General features: G+C 70.2%; 20 protein-coding genes and 1 tRNA gene. 16 read left to right on the forward strand and 5 right to left on the reverse strand.

Translation table 11 applies throughout. The annotated features are described in order from the left end of the window. The first annotated feature begins 54 nt into the window (after positions 1 to 54). Together ACZ63I_RS29080 and ACZ63I_RS29085 are read left to right on the forward strand one after the other, a co-directional pair. On the forward strand, positions 55 to 357 hold the full coding sequence (locus ACZ63I_RS29080) for a type II toxin-antitoxin system VapB family antitoxin (RefSeq protein ID WP_041987019.1): 303 nt from the start codon (positions 55 to 57) through the stop codon (positions 355 to 357). Between the two features lie 235 nt (positions 358 to 592). Then, complete coding sequence (locus tag ACZ63I_RS29085; protein ID WP_469342204.1) at positions 593 to 1,228, forward strand: LytR C-terminal domain-containing protein; 636 nt, start codon at positions 593 to 595, stop codon at positions 1,226 to 1,228. Between the two features lie 137 nt (positions 1,229 to 1,365). On the opposite strand, the gene upp is transcribed toward ACZ63I_RS29085, so the two are convergent. After that, complete coding sequence (gene upp, locus ACZ63I_RS29090; RefSeq protein ID WP_469342133.1) at positions 1,366 to 2,001, reverse strand: uracil phosphoribosyltransferase; 636 nt, start codon at positions 1,999 to 2,001, stop codon at positions 1,366 to 1,368. Positions 2,002 to 2,124: 123 nt separating this feature from the next. On the opposite strand from upp, the gene ACZ63I_RS29095 reads away from it, so the two are divergent. From ACZ63I_RS29095 to ACZ63I_RS29115, 5 genes are all read left to right on the forward strand, one after another. After that, on the forward strand, positions 2,125 to 2,316 hold the full coding sequence (locus tag ACZ63I_RS29095; protein WP_469342135.1) for a hypothetical protein: 192 nt from the start codon (positions 2,125 to 2,127) through the stop codon (positions 2,314 to 2,316). A gap of 307 nt (positions 2,317 to 2,623) precedes the next feature. Next, complete coding sequence (locus tag ACZ63I_RS29100; RefSeq protein ID WP_041987028.1) at positions 2,624 to 3,163, forward strand: tRNA adenosine deaminase-associated protein; 540 nt, start codon at positions 2,624 to 2,626, stop codon at positions 3,161 to 3,163. 53 nt (positions 3,164 to 3,216) lie between these two features. Next, positions 3,217 to 3,645, forward strand: coding sequence for a tRNA adenosine(34) deaminase TadA (tadA, locus tag ACZ63I_RS29105; RefSeq protein ID WP_469342205.1), 429 nt, complete (start codon positions 3,217 to 3,219; stop codon positions 3,643 to 3,645). 123 nt (positions 3,646 to 3,768) lie between these two features. Beyond that, positions 3,769 to 3,856: transfer RNA gene (locus tag ACZ63I_RS29110), tRNA-Ser, on the forward strand. A gap of 144 nt (positions 3,857 to 4,000) precedes the next feature. Beyond that, on the forward strand, positions 4,001 to 4,327 hold the full coding sequence (locus ACZ63I_RS29115; RefSeq protein WP_469342137.1) for a plasmid stabilization protein: 327 nt from the start codon (positions 4,001 to 4,003) through the stop codon (positions 4,325 to 4,327). Positions 4,328 to 4,336: 9 nt separating this feature from the next. On the opposite strand, the gene ACZ63I_RS29120 is transcribed toward ACZ63I_RS29115, so the two are convergent. Then, positions 4,337 to 5,431 carry a winged helix DNA-binding domain-containing protein gene (locus tag ACZ63I_RS29120; RefSeq protein ID WP_469342139.1) on the reverse strand — a complete coding sequence of 365 codons (1,095 nt, stop codon included), beginning with the start codon at positions 5,429 to 5,431 and terminating at the stop codon, positions 4,337 to 4,339. 77 nt (positions 5,432 to 5,508) lie between these two features. Further along, a complete protein-coding gene (locus tag ACZ63I_RS29125; RefSeq protein WP_469342206.1) occupies positions 5,509 to 6,078 on the reverse strand; it encodes a DinB family protein in 570 nt (189 codons plus the stop codon). 185 nt (positions 6,079 to 6,263) lie between these two features. Between ACZ63I_RS29125 and ACZ63I_RS29130 the strand changes: the two genes are divergently transcribed. From ACZ63I_RS29130 to ACZ63I_RS29150, 5 genes are all read left to right on the forward strand, one after another. Continuing rightward, positions 6,264 to 7,340: a helix-turn-helix transcriptional regulator gene (locus ACZ63I_RS29130; protein WP_469342140.1), complete on the forward strand. Its 1,077-nt coding sequence runs from the start codon at positions 6,264 to 6,266 to the stop codon at positions 7,338 to 7,340. Positions 7,341 to 7,440: 100 nt separating this feature from the next. Next, positions 7,441 to 7,950 carry an 8-oxo-dGTP diphosphatase gene (locus tag ACZ63I_RS29135; RefSeq protein ID WP_469342141.1) on the forward strand — a complete coding sequence of 170 codons (510 nt, stop codon included), beginning with the start codon at positions 7,441 to 7,443 and terminating at the stop codon, positions 7,948 to 7,950. Between the two features lie 334 nt (positions 7,951 to 8,284). Beyond that, the gene (locus ACZ63I_RS29140; protein WP_469342143.1) at positions 8,285 to 8,578 is read left to right on the forward strand and encodes a Dabb family protein; all 294 of its coding nucleotides are present in this window, start codon (positions 8,285 to 8,287) and stop codon (positions 8,576 to 8,578) included. 177 nt (positions 8,579 to 8,755) lie between these two features. Next, on the forward strand, positions 8,756 to 9,724 hold the full coding sequence (locus tag ACZ63I_RS29145; protein ID WP_469342144.1) for an RNA polymerase sigma factor SigF: 969 nt from the start codon (positions 8,756 to 8,758) through the stop codon (positions 9,722 to 9,724). A gap of 236 nt (positions 9,725 to 9,960) precedes the next feature. Then, positions 9,961 to 10,848 carry an RNA polymerase sigma factor SigF gene (locus tag ACZ63I_RS29150; RefSeq protein WP_041987043.1) on the forward strand — a complete coding sequence of 296 codons (888 nt, stop codon included), beginning with the start codon at positions 9,961 to 9,963 and terminating at the stop codon, positions 10,846 to 10,848. A gap of 145 nt (positions 10,849 to 10,993) precedes the next feature. Here the strand turns inward: ACZ63I_RS29150 and ACZ63I_RS29155 are convergent, their stop codons facing one another. Then, complete coding sequence (locus tag ACZ63I_RS29155; protein WP_041987044.1) at positions 10,994 to 11,206, reverse strand: hypothetical protein; 213 nt, start codon at positions 11,204 to 11,206, stop codon at positions 10,994 to 10,996. A 257-nt stretch (positions 11,207 to 11,463) separates the two neighbouring features. On the opposite strand from ACZ63I_RS29155, the gene ACZ63I_RS29160 reads away from it, so the two are divergent. The 4 genes from ACZ63I_RS29160 (at position 11,464) to ACZ63I_RS29175 (ending at position 16,088) form a co-directional block, all read left to right on the forward strand. Continuing rightward, positions 11,464 to 11,991, forward strand: coding sequence for a MarR family winged helix-turn-helix transcriptional regulator (locus ACZ63I_RS29160; RefSeq protein WP_469342146.1), 528 nt, complete (start codon positions 11,464 to 11,466; stop codon positions 11,989 to 11,991). 94 nt (positions 11,992 to 12,085) lie between these two features. After that, entirely contained in the window at positions 12,086 to 14,560 is a 2,475-nt protein-coding gene (locus ACZ63I_RS29165) for an MFS transporter (protein WP_469342208.1), read from the forward strand. Between the two features lie 152 nt (positions 14,561 to 14,712). Next, positions 14,713 to 15,537 (forward strand): YceI family protein, encoded by an 825-nt coding sequence (locus ACZ63I_RS29170; protein WP_469342148.1) that lies wholly within the window; start codon positions 14,713 to 14,715, stop codon positions 15,535 to 15,537. Positions 15,538 to 15,617: 80 nt separating this feature from the next. Beyond that, the gene (locus tag ACZ63I_RS29175) at positions 15,618 to 16,088 is read left to right on the forward strand and encodes a PPOX class F420-dependent oxidoreductase (RefSeq protein WP_041987056.1); all 471 of its coding nucleotides are present in this window, start codon (positions 15,618 to 15,620) and stop codon (positions 16,086 to 16,088) included. Between the two features lie 80 nt (positions 16,089 to 16,168). Here ACZ63I_RS29175 and ACZ63I_RS29180 read toward each other — a convergent pair whose 3' ends face one another. Next, the gene (locus ACZ63I_RS29180) at positions 16,169 to 16,963 is read right to left on the reverse strand and encodes a TetR/AcrR family transcriptional regulator (protein WP_469342149.1); all 795 of its coding nucleotides are present in this window, start codon (positions 16,961 to 16,963) and stop codon (positions 16,169 to 16,171) included. Positions 16,964 to 17,144: the final 181 nt, after the last annotated feature.

Below are 17,144 nucleotides of genomic sequence, written 5' to 3' on the forward strand. Positions count from 1 at the left end.
TGGACTACGTCGCCTTGGCTGCGCCCGGAGCCGCTCGACCGGTAGGCTTTCCGTGTGATCTTCAAGCGCATCGGTAACGGGCGGCCGTATCCCGACCACGGCCGGGAATCCACCCGGCAGTGGGCGGATGTCGCGCCGCGCCCGGTCCGCCTCGACCAGCTCGTGACCACGAAGGGCCAGCTCGACCTGGAGACGCTCCTCGCGGAGGACTCCACGTTCTACGGCGACCTGTTCGCGCATGTCGTGAAGTGGCAGGGCGACCTCTATCTGGAGGACGGACTGCACCGCGCGGTGCGTGCCGCGCTCCAGCAGCGCCAGGTGCTGCACGCGCGGGTGCTGGAGCTGGACCGAGGCTGAGCGAGCGGCCTGATCCGAGGCTGAGCGGTCCGATCCGAGGCTGAGCGGTCCGATCCGAGGCTGAGCGGCCGGGGAAAAGCCGTCCCGGCGGACCCTCGGGAGACCGTTCGGCCGATCGTCGACTGAGCCTTTCGGGGGCATTCCCACCCTCTCGGCCCAACCCGTTGATCATTTAGTAGGAAACACACTCGGCGCGCACTACGCTTCGCACATGAGCATGCTCACTCCCCCCGGCATGGGCGGCAAGTACCGCATCACGGGTGACAAGTACCCCCGCATGCGCCGCCCACGTCATCGCCGCAGGATCGTGCTCGTGTCCGTCGCCGCCGTCGTCGCCCTCGGCCTGGCCGGCTGGGGGACCTTGCAGCTCATCCACGTCTTCGACGGCGACGGCGAGCAGACCAGCGCGGCGGACCGCAAGCCCGCCTGCAAGCCGTCGAAAGCACCGGTGAAGGCGCTGCCGAAGCCCGGTCAGATCAAGGTCAACGTCTACAACGCGACACCGCGCGGCGGGCTGGCGCAGAGCACCGCCGACGAGCTGAAGAAACGCGGCTTCGTCATCGGCAAGGTGGGCAACGCGTCCGCCGCGTACGACAAGAAGGTCCCCGGCACCGGGATACTGCTCGGCGCCCCGACGGCATCGGACACGTCGCTGTCCGTCCTCGGCACCCAGCTCAAGGGGGCGACGCCGAAGACGGACACCCGCAAGACGCGGGACGTCGACCTGATCCTCGGCACGGCCTTCAGGCAACTGACGGTCCCGAAGGACGCGAACCAGGCGCTGGCCGCGCTGTCGAAGCCGGCGGCCGACCCCGGCTGCACGGCCGAGCTGGGGTCACCGGCGAAGTCGATCAGGGCGACGGAGCACTGAGCGCGAGCGACGGAGCACTGAGCGCCGCCGACGGGTACCCGGCCTGAGGCCGAGTACGGGGCCCAGGTCCTGACCGGCCCAGGTCCTGACCGGCCCAGGTCCTGTCCCGCCCCGGTCCTGTCCGGCCTCGTCCCGGCCTAGTCGACGGTGCCGTACATCCGGTCCCCGGCGTCGCCGAGGCCGGGGACGATGTAGCCGTGCTCGTTCAGGCGCTCGTCCACGGCGGCGGTGACGACGGTGACCGGCGTGCCCGCCAGCTCGCGTTCCATCACCTCGACGCCCTCGGGCGCCGCGAGGAGCACCACGGCGGTCACGTCGTCGGCGCCGCGCTTGATCAGTTCGCGGATCGCGGCGACCAGCGTGCCGCCGGTGGCCAGCATCGGGTCGAGCACGTACACCTGACGGCCCGACAGGTCCTCCGGCATGCGGCTCGCGTAGGTCGACGCCTGGAGCGTCTCCTCGTTCCGCATCATCCCGAGGAAGCCCACCTCGGCGGTCGGCAGCAGCCGCACCATGCCGTCGAGCATGCCGAGACCGGCCCGCAGGATCGGCACGACCAGCGGACGCGGGTGCGACAGACGCACGCCTGTCGTCGCCGTGACGGGGGTTTCGATGTCGACCTGTTCGGTACGCACATCCCTGGTGGCCTCGTAGGCGAGCAGCGTCACCAGTTCGTCGGCGAGGCGCCGGAAGGTGGCGGAGTCGGTGCGCAGGTCGCGCAGCGTGGTGAGTTTGTGCGCCACCAGCGGGTGGTCGACGACGTGAATGCGCATGGCGACCACAGTAACGGCCGGGCCGGTGAGCGAAGGCCATGGCTGTACACACGGGCATCAACCCCGGCCCCTGCGGGAAGGTGTGAGTGGAGGACCCGCAGCCAAGGGGTGGTGAGAGCGTCGATGCCGGACCAGGAGCCGCAGAGCGACCCCGCACAGGACGATGCCGAGGCGGAGGCCGCCCGGCGCAGACGCCGCGCGCAGTTCCTGCGCGAGCTGAACGAGGCGAAGGCGTTGCGTGAGCGGGTGAAACCCCGGCAGGCGCGGGCGGCGCGGATGCGCCAGCAGATGCGGATGCGTACGTTCCGGTGGTGACGGCGGCGCGCACTCGTCTGCCCCCCTCAACTCTCCGCACCACCGTTTCCCTACGCACGGGTAACCGGGGGTGACCCGCGGTAGCCCGCCGGGCGCGCCCGACGCCGTTCCCGATTCGTGACCGTCCAGACGCGGCCCGAGGGGTATCCGGCGCTTGGCGGCGAACGGGCGGTGAATAAAATGGCCGCACGACGCAACGGTGGAAGACCTCTCGCACAGCGCGAGTTTCTGCCACGATTCCGAGTGGGCGGGGCACAGAGCAGCGCACCGCCGGACCGTCACACCTCTGACCAGTGGGAGAGTCACGGTGTACTTCGCCGCACTGCTCGCGCGCACCGAAGACGGGTGGGAAGCGAGCGATACAGATCTCGACGATGTGGAAACCCTGTCGGACCTCACCGACCTGGCCCGTGAAGCCTCGGTTGACGAGGAGACAGTTCTCCTCTTCATCGAGCAGGAGGATGCCTGGTTCGGCATCGTCCGTGTGGAGGGCGAGGAAGATCCTCGTTTCTACGTCTCTGACGCGGCCGCGGCCGCACGCTCCTCGTACGGGGAGATTCTCATCGATGAACTGATCGGCGCGGACGATGATGACCCGGCAGCCGACCTGGACACGCTGGACCTCGACGGTACGGAGGACGGCGAACCGGACGTGAGCGACGAGGAGGACGACGACGACACCCCCGCCACGAGCGGGGAGGCCGCGACGGCAGGACCGATCGGGGACCGCGAGATCCTCGCCGACCTCGGGCTGTCCGAGTCGGACCTGCTGGCACTGGAAACGGACGCGATGGCCGAGATCGCGGAGGCTCTCGGCGCCGCCGACGTTCTGGAGACTGTCCGATAGTGCTGGGGCACGAACCCGTGCCCGACCCGGTACGCGATCCATGGCAGGCGCCGATGCGCCAGGCCCTGGCCGAGGCCGCACGGGCGGCGCGAGCCGGCGATGTGCCGGTCGGCGCCGTCCTGCTGTCCCCGGAGGGGGCGCTGCTTGCCGCCGCCCACAACGAACGTGAGGCCACCGCCGACCCGACGGCCCACGCGGAGGTTCTCGCCATCCGCAGGGCGGCCGGCAAACTCGGCGCGTGGCGCCTCACCGACTGCACCCTGGTCGTCACCCTCGAACCCTGCACGATGTGCGCGGGCGCGATCGTCCAGTCCCGGCTGGACCGCGTGGTCTTCGGCGCCCGCGACGAGAAGGCGGGCGCGACCGGCTCGCTGTGGGACGTCGTACGCGACCGCCGCCTCAACCACCGCCCCGAGGTGATCGAAGGGGTACTCGCCGACGAGTGCTCCCACCTCCTGACGTCCTTCTTCCGCACCCTCTGACGCGCCTCGGACGCGTCTCTGACGCATCTCTGACGCGTCTCTGAGGCAGCTCTGAGGCAGCTCTGAGGCATCTCTGCGAAACGGATTTCGGACCACGGCCCACCGTGGGCTAGGATCTCTCCCGGTAGCGTGTCCGAGCGGCCGAAGGAGCTCGCCTCGAAAGCGAGTGTGGGGAAACTCACCGAGGGTTCAAATCCCTCCGCTACCGCCAGCAAGAACCGCCTCTGACCTTGGAAGCCAGGTCAGGGGCGGTTTTTCGTTGCCCGTCGTACGGTGGGGTTGGGGAGGTTTTTCCGCTGCGTCTTCGGTCAACCGAGAGACGAAGGCCAAGGGACAACGGCCGGAGGAGAGTGCCATGCCCGCAGGTTCCAGCCCCAAGCGTGAGCGCCAGTACGAGCACGTCAAGGAGAGCGCCGAGAAGCGCGGTATCTCCGCCGGGCGAGCGGAGGAGATCGCCGCGCGGACGGTCAACAAGGAGCGCGCCAGGTCCGGCGAGGCGAAGACCGCGAGCAAGGTCTCGACCAAGGACCCGAAGTCGGCCTCCCAGCGCGGTGGCGAGCGTTCGCACAGCGGCGCTCAGGGGCCGACGAGGGATCAGTTGTACGAGGAGGCCAAGGAGAAGAACGTCGAGGGCCGCTCGTCGATGAACAAGCAGCAGCTCCGCAAGGCCCTCGGCCGCTGACGGCACCGGCTAGGACGGGGCGACCCGTACCTCGTCCGTTTCGTCGTCGGAGAGGAACGCCGCCATCGCCCGGCCCTCGTCGGTGACCGCTGTGCGGACCGGCCGGGAGAGGGGGCGCAGGGGCGTGACCGTCACCGCGCCGGATTCCACCGTCCAGGTCGCGGCGACCCGGCCGTCGACCAGGACGACGCGTTCGCCCGCCACCGACAGGCCCCGGTGGGCGGCGTCGATGACGCGGGTGCGGTCCTGGTAGCCGAGGATCGCGTTGTCGAAGGCCGGCAGGAACCGTACGGGGGCGGGGGTGTCCGGGTCGGGGCGCGGGGCGTCGGGGAGGTCGAGGAGCTGTCGGCCGCTCTCGTCGCGGAAGCTGACCAGCTCGTGGCGAATAGCCGCCACCGCTGCCGGCAGGCCCGCGAGGCCGGACCAGGCACGCAGGTCGGCCGAGGACGCCGGGCCGAAAGCGGCCAGGTAGCGGCGTACCAGCGCCTGGCCCACCGGATCGGTGGCGTCCGGGGACGGCGGGTCGATCTCGCGGCCCAGCCAGGACGAGAGCAGGACGTTGCGTACCCCCGCCCGGGTGCGCCACAACCCGCGCGGCGGCAACTGCGCCATCGGGACGAGCGCGGCGATCACCATCTCGCCCAGCGCCCGGTGGCCCGGGGCCGGCCAGCGTTCGGCGAGCGCCCGCGCGAGTTCGGTCATCGAGCGCGGCTGGCCGTCGGCCATCACCGCCAGGGCAGCGGCGGCGAGTTCGTCGAGGTCCACGGCGGCCAGCTCGGCGCGGTAGACGCCGAGCACCCGCTGGCGCAGCATGGCGCCGTGCCGGGACCGCCAGGCCAGTACGTCGTCGGCGGTGACGAGATGGACCGTGCGGCGCATGAGATGGGTGCGCACCACGCTCCGTCCGACCAGCAGCCCGGAGAGCACCGCCGGGTCGAACGCGCGCAGCCGCGACCAGAGCCCCGGATACGGCTCCTGCGGTTCCTGCGCCTGTAGACCGCCGAGGTGCGCGACCGCGTCGACGACCGGGATGTCGGCGCGGTCGAGCAGCAACTGGCGGGCGAGCGTGGCGCGGTTGAGCGCGCGGGTGGTGAGAACGGTCATCTCGTGGCCGCCGGGGTCTTCGTCACGTTCGGTCAGATCCTGGTGTGTGGTCGGGGTCCCTCGGACGTCAAGGCCGCTCAGGTCGCGGTACGGCCGTCCAGCGTCTCGCGCAGGATGTCCGCGTGTCCCGCGTGCTGGGCCGTCTCCGCGACGAGATGCGTCAGCACCCGGCGCACGCTGCGTACCGCTCCCGGCTCGTGCCAGGGAGCCACGGGCAGCGGGTGCGTCACCGACAGGTCGGGGAGGGAGGCGACGATCTCCTCGGTCCTGGCGGCGACCTGCTCGTACCGTGCGAGGACCCCGGCCAGCGTCTCGCCCGGCAGCATCCGGAAGTCGTTCTGGTGGTCGATCATCCACTGCGGGATCTCGCGTGCGGTGCCGGCCGCCAGATCGGCCCAGCTCACGCCCTCGGGCAGGTCGTGGTTCATGGCCGAAGGGCCGTCGACCGCGAAGCGCAGCCAGCCCTCCTCGATGGACGCGACATGTTTGATCAGCCCGCCGAGGCACAGCGCGCTGGCGGTGGGACGCTCCCCGGCCTGCTCGTCGCTGAGCCCGGCCACCGTGCCGGTGAGGGCGGATCGCGCCGCCGCGAGTGCGTCGAGCAGGTCGGCGCGCTCGGCGTCGAGCGTTGAGGGGGGCGTAGACATGGTGATCGGGTCCTTCCGGTCGTTCTCGTTGCTGTTGCCGTTGCCGTTGCTGTCGCTGTCGCTGTTGCTGTTGCTGTTGCTGTTGCGAATGCCGTCTCTGTTGCGGTCGTCGCTCTCCGGCACATGGCACACATTCGCAGGAGTAGTGGTCAGGTGCTGTCCGCTACTCGGGGCATCCTGGGCTCATGCCGAAGACCTCAGCACGGCTGCTCTCGCTGCTCCAGGCCCGCAGGGACTGGCCAGGGGCACTGCTGGCGGAGCGGCTGGACGTCAGTCCGCGGACGGTACGCCGCGACGTGGACCGACTGCGCGAACTCGGCTACCCGATCGTCGCCGCCAAGGGCCCGGACGGCGGGTACCGGCTCGGGGCCGGTACGCAACTGCCCCCTCTGCTGTTCGACGACGAGCAGGCCGTCGCCCTCGCCGTCGCGCTCCGGACGGCCGCCGCCACCGGGGCCGGGATCGAGGAGGCGGCGGCGCGCGCCCTGAACACCGTCCGGCAGGTCATGCCCGCGCGGCTGCGGCACCGTATCGACGCCTTCCAGGTCACCGCCGTCGAGCAGCCCTGGGGCCGGGGCAGGCAGGAACCGCAGGCCGACAGCGGCGTACTCGTGGCGCTCAGCGCCGCCGTCCGCGCCCATGAGGTGCTGCGCTTCGACTACGCGCCCGCCGGGTCCGCGCAGCGCCGGGTGCAGCCGCACCATCTCGTCGTGCGGGGCGGTCGCTGGTATCTCGTCGCGTGGGACCTCGACCGGGATGACTGGCGCGTCTTCCGCGCCGACCGGATCACCCCGCGTACCCCCACGGGCCCCCGCTTCACCCCGCGCGAGCTGCCCGGCGGGTCGGTGGCGGGCTTCGTGACCGGGCGGTTCCGCGGCGCGGCGGAGGGAGGGGGCGGCGGCAGCGACAGCGCCGGCGGCGGCTCGGGCGGCGGCTCGGGCGGCGGCTCGGGCGGCGGCTCTGGCGACGGCTCCAGCTCCGGCTCCGGCGACTGGCCCTGCCGCGGTGAGGTCGTCCTCGACCTGCCCGCCGCCGATGTCGCCCGCTTCGCCCGCGACGGAGTCGTGGAGGAACTCGGCCCGAACCGCTGCCGGCTCGTCCTGGGCTCGTGGTCCTGGCCGGCCCTGGCCGCCGCCGTCGGCATGTTCGACGCCGCCATCGAGGTCGTCGGACCGCCCGAGCTGACGGCCGCTTTCGGGCTCCTGGCGCGCCGTTACGCTGCAGCCGCCGAGGGCGCGGCCGATGCCTCCGACAGCGTCTGACCTGGAACTCCCCCGCCGGGCAGGCCACTTGCCCGGGTACGCCCAACACGCCCGTCCCCCCGGTGACTTCGCCCGTCCCCCCACCGGCGATGATGCCGGGATGTCACTGACTTCGCTGCCTTCGACGTGCCTGTGCCTGGTGACCCGGACCGCGGCCGACGGGCGGCGGGAGGTGCTGCTCGGCCACAAGAAGCGCGGGATGGGCGCCGGGAACGTCGTGGGCCTCGGCGGCAAGGTCGAGCCCGGCGAGACACCGGTGCGAGCAGCCGTGCGCGAACTGGCCGAGGAGTCGTCACTCGTGGCCGCCGAGAGCGACCTGCGCCAGGCGGCGCAACTGGTCTTCCGCTTCCCGGCACGGCCGTCCTACGACCAGCAGGTGACGGTGTTCGTCACCGACAAGGCCGTCGGGACAGCTAGGGAGTGCGACGAGATCGCCCCGGCCTGGTACCCGGTCGACGACCTGCCGCTCGCGCGGATGTGGGACGACAACAGGTACTGGACGGCCGAGGTGCTCGAAGGCCGACAGGTCGACGCGGAGTTCGTCTTCGCCGACGACTGCCGGACCGTCAGCCGGGCTGCGGGACAAGGGCTCAGCGATCTTATTTCTTGACCGGAACCGATCAGTTGCTGTCCGGTCCCGTTCATACGGTTAGACTCACGCGACTGCATCGGGGCGGCAGGGGAGGCAGCACACAAGATGGCAGCGGCTAAGAAGATAATTCTCTACGGAGCGGTCGTCTTCGTGCTGTATACGATCATCACCTCGCCGGCCAAAGCCGCCGAACTCGTCCAGGTAGGGTTCGAGGGCATATCGAGCGCCGCGCAAGGCGTCGGCGAGTTCATGACCCAGCTCGTCCAGTGACCCTCACCTGACGATCCGCACATGACGACCCGCACATGACGCGGTCCTGCTGTGGCGCTCCCGTCGCCCCCAAGGAGTGTCCGTGATCCGCCACCTGGTCCTTTTCAAGCTCAACGACGGCGTCTCCCGGGACGAGCCGCGCGCCGTCGCCGGCGCGCGGGCGTTCGAGGCGCTCGGCGGGCAGATCCCCGAGCTGGAGTTCTGGGAGTGCGCCTGGAACATCAGCGACCGGCCGATCGCGTACGACTTCGCCATCAACTCCGCCACGGCGGACCGCGATGCGCTGCGGCGCTACATCGAGCATCCGGCGCATCAGGCGGCCGTCGCGCAGTGGCGTGAGTTCGCCACCTGGGTGATCGCCGACTACGAGTTCTGAGCCCTTGGCCTCCCCTGCCCCACGCCGCTACGGCGTGGGGCTTTTGGGCTTTTTGCCCCAACTTGCCGTCAACACGGAGTGATCAGGTGCTTGCGCACGGTGGACATGTCTTGTGATGCTATGACCGCTTTTGACGGATGAGTTGACCGCAGTCGACCGCAAAGGGGTGGCGTGACCGTGCCGGCCAGTACTACGCCTCAAGTGCCGCCCCAGCCCGAGAGCCCCGCCGAGCCCGAACCGGCACCCAGAGCCGGCCCCGGTGCCGAGCCCGACGCCACGTCTCAGCCGGAACCTCGGACCGCGCCGACGACCGCGCCGACCACCGAACCGGTCACGGAAACCGAGACCGGGACCGAGACCGAGCCGCGTACCGCCGCGCAGAGCCGCGGCGCCGACACCCGCGCCCTGACCCAGGTGCTCTTCGGCCAGCTCAAGAACCTGGAGCCGGGCAGCCACGAGCACGGCCGGGTACGGGCAGCGCTCATCGAGGCCAATCTGCCGCTGGTGCGGTACGCCGCCGCCCGCTTCCGCAGCCGCAACGAGCCGATGGAGGACGTCGTCCAGGTCGGCACGATCGGGCTCATCAACGCCATCGACCGGTTCGACCCCGACCGCGGGGTGCAGTTCCCCACCTTCGCGATGCCCACCGTCGTCGGCGAGATCAAGCGGTACTTCCGCGACAACGTACGGACCGTCCACGTACCCCGGCGGCTGCACGAGCTGTGGGTCCAGGTCACCGGCGCGACCGAGGACCTGACGACCGCTCACGGCCGCTCGCCCACCACCGCCGAGATCGCCGAGCGGCTGAAGATCTCCGAGGACGAGGTGCTCGCCTGCATCGAGGCGGGCCGGTCGTACCACGCGACGTCGCTGGAGGCCGCCCAGGAGGGCGACGGGCTGCCGGGGCTGCTGGACCGGCTCGGGTACGAGGACCCGGCGCTCGCCGGCGTCGAGCACCGCGATCTCGTCCGCCATTTGCTCGTACAACTGCCCGAAAGAGAACAGCGGATCCTGATGCTCCGCTACTACAACAATCTGACGCAGTCCCAGATCAGTCAGGAACTGGGAGTGTCTCAGATGCATGTGTCAAGACTTTTGGCCCGTAGCTTTGCGCGACTGAGATCCGCAAATCGGATCGAAGCGTAACCCTCCCGAGTTTGCGGATATGTTTCTTCTCCGCGTGGCCGAAATGATCCTCACACCCCCTCCGGGCTGGGCAGACGTGGTTGTAGCTTGTCGACATGTCACTACAGCGTGTTGACGACTTGTGACATTCTGCGGGAACCGCGTTTGCCGCAGCCCCGCCTCCGGTATTCAGGTGGAGGCTGCGTTCCTCCGACGGGAGCGGCCACCGCGACCGTCAGCGACCTCAAGGGGGTGGCATGTCCGAAGAACAGGGCAGCTCGAAGGTGCTCACGCTTACCAAAAGCGATCCCGAGCCCAACGCTCTCGACACCGTGACCGTGGTTCAGCCGCGCGTGTCCCAGCCGGAAGCCATCGATACGCGCACTCTGTCCCGCTCCCTGTTCCTGCGCCTCGCCGTGCTGGTCGGCGAGGGCCAAGAGGCGGACAGCCCCGAGCGCACCTATGTGCGCGACACCCTCATCGAGTTGAACCTGCCGCTTGTGCGGTACGCGGCGGCCCGCTTCCGCAGCCGCAACGAGCCGATGGAGGACATCGTCCAGGTCGGCACGATCGGCCTGATCAAGGCGATCGACCGGTTCGACTGCGAAAGAGGCGTCGAGTTCCCGACCTTCGCGATGCCGACGGTCGTCGGCGAGATCAAACGATTCTTCCGTGACACCTCATGGTCGGTACGGGTGCCGCGCCGGCTCCAGGAGCTGCGGCTCGCGCTGACCAAGGCCAGCGACGACCTGGCGCAGAAGCTCGACCGCTCGCCGACCGTGCCCGAACTCGCCGCCGTGCTGGGCGTGTCCGAGGAGGACGTGGTCGACGGCCTCGCGGTCGGCAACGCGTACACGGCCTCGTCGCTCGACTCGCCCTCGCCCGAGGACGACGGCGGGGAGGGCTCGCTCGCCGACCGGCTCGGCTACGAGGACATGGCGCTGGAAGGCGTCGAGTACCGCGAGTCGCTGAAGCCGCTGCTCGCCAAACTGCCGCCCCGGGAGCGGCAGATCATCATGCTGCGGTTCTTCGCGAACATGACGCAGTCCCAGATCGGCGAGGAGGTCGGCATCTCGCAGATGCACGTCTCGCGGCTGCTGACCCGCACGCTGGCGCAGCTTCGCGAGGGCCTGATCTCGGACTAGGGCAGACGGAGACCCCGCCCAGCACGCAAGGCGTCGGGCGGGGTTCCGGTGGTGCGGGTGCTCAGCCGGGCGGGGTTCCGGTGGTGCGGGTGCTCGGCCGGGCGGGTTCCGGTGGTGCAGATGCTCAGCCGAACCGTGCGGGTGCTCAGCCGAAGGCCAGCCAGGCCACCACGGCCAGGATCACGACGACGGCCACGACGCCGACGATCACGCCGACCTTCGGTCCGCCGCTCTGCTGAGGTGCTGCCTGACGGCGCTGCGGCTCTCCCTCGTCGACGAAGGCGCGGAACATCTGGGTGCTGCCGGCCGGGTCGGGGTTGCCCTCGGGACCCTGCGGGGCATGGGGATTGTGTGCCATGTGCCAGGACCCTAGCGAACGTACGCGTCCGGCCCAACCCCGGGCCCGCCCTGGATTGTCATATGCATGGTTCGGACCGCTCCTGATCGCGAACCGACCCCAGGTCCGGAGTGACCTTTCGAACACACACGCCGCCGTTTGACCATAACCATGCGATCTGTTTTGAATTCCTTTGCCGCTCTCCGCCCGATTTCGTTTGCCTGCAGCAACCAACAGATTCTATGGTTGCCCCAAGCAACAAGATGCCGGGAGGGTCCATGGCCGCACACAGCCAGTACGCGGAACTGGCCCGGCAACTGTCGGCCATCGGCGCCATCAAACGGGGCCTGACGCGCATCCTGCCCGCCGAGTGCCCGAGCGGCTCGGCCGCCGTACTCACCCTGCTGGACCGGCACGGCGAGATGCGGATGAGCCGCCTCGCCGAACTGCTCGCCGTCGACATGTCGGTAACCAGCCGCCATGTGGCGCACGCCGCGCAGCGCGGCTGGCTGGAACGGTCCCCCGACCCCGGCGACAAGCGCTCGCGCATCCTGCGGCTGACCCCCGCGGGCGTGCGCATGCTCGACGAGCTGGCCGGCCGGACGACCGAGATGTTCGCCCGCGTGCTCGACGACTGGACCGACGACGAAGTCGGACAGCTCAGCTCACTGCTGAACCGGCTCCGCGCCAGTTTCGGTGACTGCCGCGAATGGCACACGACAGACCGGTTCGACCACGGGACGCCGGAACACCGGCCCTACGAGGACGACTCGTACTCCCGTACACCCGCGCATTCAGACACGTAAGACAAGGAATTTCATGGCTACGACCACACCCACAGGTGTGCGGGGCGGCCACGCCAAACACGGGGGCGAAGCAGCGCCCGGCAACGGCACGCCGATGACACACCGTCAGGTCATGGAGGCCCTCTCCGGGCTGCTCCTTGGCATGTTCGTCGCGATCCTGTCCTCCACGATCGTGACCAACGCCCTCCCCCACATCGTCTCCGACCTCGGCGGCGGCCAGAGCGCGTACACCTGGGTGGTGACCGCCTCGCTGCTGGCGATGACGGCGACCACCCCGCTCTGGGGCAAGCTCTCCGACCTCTTCAGCAAGAAGCTGCTGGTCCAGGTCGCCCTGATCATCTATGTCGCCGGTTCGGTCGTGGCCGGCCTCTCGGTCAACTCCGAGATGCTGATCGCCTGCCGGGTCTTCCAGGGCATAGGTGTGGGCGGTCTCTCCGCCCTCGCCCAGATCGTGATGGCCGCGATGATCTCGCCGCGCGAGCGGGGCCGGTACAGCGGCTACCTCGGCGCGACCTTCGCCGTCGCCACCGTCGGCGGCCCGCTGCTCGGCGGTGTCATCACGGACACCTCGTGGCTGGGCTGGCGCTGGTGCTTCTACGTCGGCGTACCGTTCGCGGTGATCGCCCTGATCGTGCTGCAGAAGACGCTGAACCTGCCGATCGTCAAGCGCAAGGTCAAGGTCGACTGGTCCGGCGCCTTCTCCATTGCCGCGGCCGTCTCGCTGCTGCTGATCTGGGTGACCTTCGCCGGCAACAAGTACGAGTGGCTCTCCTGGCAGACGTACGCCATGGTCGGCGGCTCCGTCGTCCTCGGCGCGCTCTTCGTCCTCATCGAGTCGAAGGCCAGCGAGCCGATCATCCCGCTGCGGCTCTTCCGCAACCGTACGATCACGCTGGCCTCGGTGGCCTCGCTCTTCGTCGGTATCGCGATGTTCGCGGGGACGGTCTTCTTCAGCCAGTACTTCCAGCTCGCCCGCGACAAGTCGCCGACCATGTCCGGCGTCATGACCATCCCGATGATCGGTGGTCTGTTCCTCTCCTCCACCGTCTCCGGGCAGATCATCACCAAGACCGGCCGCTGGAAGGTCTGGCTGGTCAGCGGCGGCTTCCTGGTGACGGCCGGGCTCGGCCTGCTGGGCACCATCCGCGTCGACACCCCGTACTGGCACATGTCGATCTACATGATCGCGCTGGGGCTCGGTATCGGCATGATGATGCAGAACCTGGTCCTGTGCACCCAGAACCAGGTGTCGGCCTCCGACCTGGGCTCCGCCAGCTCCACCGTCACCTTCTTCCGCTCGCTGGGCGGTGCGATCGGCGTCTCGGCGCTGGGCGCCGTCCTCGGCAACCGCGTCACGCACTACGTCAAGGACGGGCTGACCGCGCTCGGCCCGCAGGGCGCCGACGTCGGCAAGGCAGCCGGCAGCGACGGCACCATCCCCGACCTGGCCACCCTGCCCGCCCCGCTGCGGACGATCATGGAGGCGGCGTACGGGCACGGTGTCGGTGACGTCTTCCTCTACGCGGCCCCCGCGGCCCTGGTCGCCTTCCTGGTGACGCTGTTCATCAAGGAGATCCCGCTGCGGACCCGCGCGGTCGGCGACGTGGCGCAGGAGGCCGCGGCGGCGAAGGCCGCTGAGGCTCCCGTACCGGCGGGTGTCGGTGCGCCGGTGGACTCCGCCGGCTCCGCCGCTGTCGGCGCCGTACCGGCTCAGGCGACTGCGCCGGACCCGGCGGTTTCGTCGGCGGTTTCGTCGGCGGTCTCGTCGGCGGTCTCGTCGGCGGCGGAACTCGATCCGCAGGGCGGTACGCCCGTGCGGGGCGTGGTGCGCGGCGCCGAGGGCGCTCCGGTGCCCGCCGCCGCCGTCACCCTCATCTCGCTCGGCGGCACGCAGCTCGCCCGCGCGGTGGCGGGCTCCGAAGGCACGTACGCGCTGGGCGCGCCGGGCTCCGGCTCGTACGTCCTGATCGCCTCGGCCGACGGCTTCCAGCCGCAGGCGGCGACGGTCGTCGTCGGTGACGGGCCGCTGGCGTACGACGTGCTGCTGTCCGGTACGAGCGGGCTCAGCGGCTCGGTGCGCGGCGCCGACGGCGGGCTGCCCGTCGAGGGCGCGATGGTGATCGTGACCGATGTGCGCGGTGATGTGCTGGCCACCGGCAAGACCGTCGAGCAGGGCGAGTTCGCGTTCGGCGAGCTGGTCCCCGGTTCGGTGACCGTCGCCGTCAACGCGACCGGTTTCCGGCCGCTGGCCCTGCCGGTCGAGATCGGCGGCCAGGGCGTCACCCGGATCGAGGCGGTACTGCAGTCCGGTGCCTTCGTGCAGGGCACGGTCAGGGCGGGCGCGGCGCGGCGTCCGCTGCCCGACGCGCGGGTGACGCTCGTCGACGCGGCGGGGAACGTGGTCGCCACGTCGACGACCGGTGAGGACGGCGCGTACGGCTTCGCCGATCTGGACGCGGGCGAGTACACGGTCATCGCGACCGGCTACCCGCCGGTGGCCGGCTCGTTGACAGTGGCGGGGCGCGGGGTCGACGACCACGACATCGAACTCGCCCACCCCGGCGCGTAGTCGGGTCTCTTCCTGAAGGGAGACCGGGGCAGGCCGACCTTGTGGCCGCCTGCCCCGCGCGTCACCGCGCCACCGCGTCACCGCGCCACGCGTCACCGCACCACGCGCCATGGCGCCACGGCGTCACCGCGTAAAGAAAGAGAGAAAACGGGATGGGACTTCGCGCACAGGTTCGGACGCGGGACGGCTGGGCCGTTCAGCACGCGATCGTGACCATGACCGACATGACCGGCTCGCAGGTGCTGCGGGCGACGGCCGACGACGACGGAGGCGTGGCCGCCGATCTGGCGCTGGCGCCGGGTCCGTACACGGTGGTCGTGACGGCCGTCGGCTACGCGCCTGCGGCGGCGACCGCGCTCGTCACGGCGAGCGGCAGGGCCGAGGTCGGCACGGTCGTGCTGGCCAGGCAGGGCGGCTCCGAGCTGCCGCCGCCCGGCAGTTGGAGCCTGGACCCCGCGCACTCGTCGGTGAGCGCGGTCGCGCAGCATCTGGGGATCTCCAGCGTGCACGGCCGGTTCAAGGAGTTCGGCGGCCGGATCGAGATCGTCGAGGCGGGCGGCGGGTACGAGCAGTCGCGTGTCGACGCCGTCATCAGCGCGGCGAGCATCGACACCGGCAACGGGCTGCGGGACAAGCACCTCAGGTCGCCGGACTTCCTGGACGTCGAGCGCTTCCCCGAGATCAGCTACCGCAGTACCGGGCTGACCCCGGCGGGCCAGGACCGCTGGACGGTGCACGGGCAGTTGGCGCTGCACGGCGTACTGCGCGACGTGGACCTGGACCTGCGCTACCTGGGCAGCGGACCGGACCCGTGGGGCGGGGTGCGGGCGGCGTTCCGCGCGAGCACCGAGCTGCGCCGCGAGGACTTCGCGATGAACTACAACCAGGTCATGCAGGCGGGCATCTCGATGATCGGGACGACGCTGCGGGTGGAGCTGGACATCCAGGCGGTGCAGGGCGACCTGCCGCCGATGTGACGCCTGCCGTCACTGTTACGCCTGCCGCCACTGTGACACCTGCCGCCACTGTCGCACGGGTCCGTCGTAGGCTGCGCGGCATGGCACCGAACATCGCAACGAACACATCGGTCGACCGCGACGAGCTGCTTGAGTTCGTCCGGCCCAGGCACCGCGCGATCCTGCTGACCACCCGCTCCGACGGCCGCCCGCAGGGCTCCCCGCTCACCTGCGGCGTGGACGACTCGGGGCGGATCGTCATCTCCACGTACCCGGAGCGCGCGAAGACCCGCAACGCGAAGCGGGACGAGCGGGTGAGCGTGATCGTCCTGTCGGACGACTGGAGCGGGCCCTGGGTGCAGATCGACGGGACGGCCGAGGTGCTGGACGTACCGGAGTCGGTCGAGCCGCTCGTGGAGTACTTCCGGAACATCTCGGGCGAGCACTCGGACTGGGACGAGTACCGGGCGGCGATGGTGAAGCAGGGGAAGTCGATCATCCGCATCACCCCGGAGCGCTGGGGCCCGCTGGCGACCGGCGGCTTCCCCGCGCACCTGGCGCCGAAGGAGTAGCGCGGTCGGGTACCGCCGCTCGGGTATCCAGGGTGGTGCGTGCGGGGGCGTTCGGTGCGTGCGGGGGCTGAGCTCTGCCGTCAGCCCCGCGCGCGCATCGCCTCGATGCCGGCGATGAGCAGTTCGAGCGCGAAGGTGAAGTTCCGCTCGCGCATCTCCTGCACCGTGTCGCCGTCGCGCGGCGCCATGATGTTGCTGGCGCTCTCGAAGTCCCGCTGGAACGCGGGCTCTTCGCTGATCGTCCCCATGGCCAGGTGGAAGTACTCTTCCTGGCTCAGTCCCGCGTCGGCGCAGCGCTGCACGAAGTGGCCCTCGATCGTGCCGAATCCGTACACGAACTGGAAGACGGCCGCCAGCGCGCCCGCCTGTCCCTCGGTCCCGAGTCCGGTCCTGCTGAGGACTCCCTGCACGGCCGACGTGAAGACCGTCGCGTGCGGGCCGATGTTCAGATACCGGCCGACGAGCGGCGAGACCCAGTGGTGGCGGACCAGCACATCGCGGTAGCTGGCGGCGAGTTCGCGCATCTGGTCGCGCCAGTCCGCCGACTCGTCGGTCAGTTCGGGGACTTCGACCTCACCGAAGACGGCGTCAAGGGCCAGCTCCATCAGGTCGTCCTTCGTATCCACGTACCAGTAGAGGGACATGGCCGTCACGCCGAGTTCCGCCGCGAGCCGCCGCATGGAGAACTTGGCGGGGCCTTCGGTGTCGAGCAGCCGTACGGACTCGGCGGTGATCCGGTCGCGGTCGAGCCCGGTGGACTGCTCGGCGCCTTCCGCCTTGCGCGCGCCGCCACTGCCGCGGCGGCCGTGCTGCTTCCCCTCCAGCCAGACGCTGGTCCGGGGGGCCCGCTTGGTGCGATCGGCTTCCGACACCATGGATGAGCCTCCTCGGTTCCTGTCTGCCGGACGGGCGCCGCCGGAATCCGGACGTCCGCTGCTGAGATGCTATGCCGCTCCTGTCAGTGATAGTGCCCGCTCAGCGCGGCTCAACAGCAAGGACGCCGGTCCGTCGCGGACCGGCGTCCTCGGTGGCGTGCTGTCAGCTACTCGTGACGGT

The sequence above is a fragment of the Streptomyces sp. NPDC087906 genome (assembly GCF_055584925.1).

Excerpts from the sequence above, each read along its gene's own strand:
- ACZ63I_RS29160 (WP_469342146.1), top strand. The coding sequence starts at position 11,464 with ATGGCCGCACACAGCCAGTACGCGGAACTGGCCCGGCAACTGTCGGCC.
- ACZ63I_RS29130 (WP_469342140.1), top strand. The coding sequence starts at position 6,264 with ATGCCGAAGACCTCAGCACGGCTGCTCTCGCTGCTCCAGGCCCGCAGG.
- ACZ63I_RS29095 (WP_469342135.1), top strand. The coding sequence starts at position 2,125 with ATGCCGGACCAGGAGCCGCAGAGCGACCCCGCACAGGACGATGCCGAG.
- ACZ63I_RS29085 (WP_469342204.1), top strand. The coding sequence starts at position 593 with ATGGGCGGCAAGTACCGCATCACGGGTGACAAGTACCCCCGCATGCGC.
- ACZ63I_RS29170 (WP_469342148.1), top strand. The coding sequence starts at position 14,713 with ATGGGACTTCGCGCACAGGTTCGGACGCGGGACGGCTGGGCCGTTCAG.
- ACZ63I_RS29125 (WP_469342206.1), bottom strand. The coding sequence starts at position 6,078 with ATGTCTACGCCCCCCTCAACGCTCGACGCCGAGCGCGCCGACCTGCTC.
- ACZ63I_RS29115 (WP_469342137.1), top strand. The coding sequence starts at position 4,001 with ATGCCCGCAGGTTCCAGCCCCAAGCGTGAGCGCCAGTACGAGCACGTC.
- ACZ63I_RS29120 (WP_469342139.1), bottom strand. The coding sequence starts at position 5,431 with ATGACCGTTCTCACCACCCGCGCGCTCAACCGCGCCACGCTCGCCCGC.
- ACZ63I_RS29155 (WP_041987044.1), bottom strand. The coding sequence starts at position 11,206 with ATGGCACACAATCCCCATGCCCCGCAGGGTCCCGAGGGCAACCCCGAC.
- tadA (WP_469342205.1), top strand. The coding sequence starts at position 3,217 with ATGCGCCAGGCCCTGGCCGAGGCCGCACGGGCGGCGCGAGCCGGCGAT.
- ACZ63I_RS29150 (WP_041987043.1), top strand. The coding sequence starts at position 9,961 with ATGTCCGAAGAACAGGGCAGCTCGAAGGTGCTCACGCTTACCAAAAGC.
- ACZ63I_RS29175 (WP_041987056.1), top strand. The coding sequence starts at position 15,618 with ATGGCACCGAACATCGCAACGAACACATCGGTCGACCGCGACGAGCTG.
- ACZ63I_RS29135 (WP_469342141.1), top strand. The coding sequence starts at position 7,441 with ATGTCACTGACTTCGCTGCCTTCGACGTGCCTGTGCCTGGTGACCCGG.
- ACZ63I_RS29165 (WP_469342208.1), top strand. The coding sequence starts at position 12,086 with ATGACACACCGTCAGGTCATGGAGGCCCTCTCCGGGCTGCTCCTTGGC.
- upp (WP_469342133.1), bottom strand. The coding sequence starts at position 2,001 with ATGCGCATTCACGTCGTCGACCACCCGCTGGTGGCGCACAAACTCACC.
- ACZ63I_RS29180 (WP_469342149.1), bottom strand. The coding sequence starts at position 16,963 with ATGGTGTCGGAAGCCGATCGCACCAAGCGGGCCCCCCGGACCAGCGTC.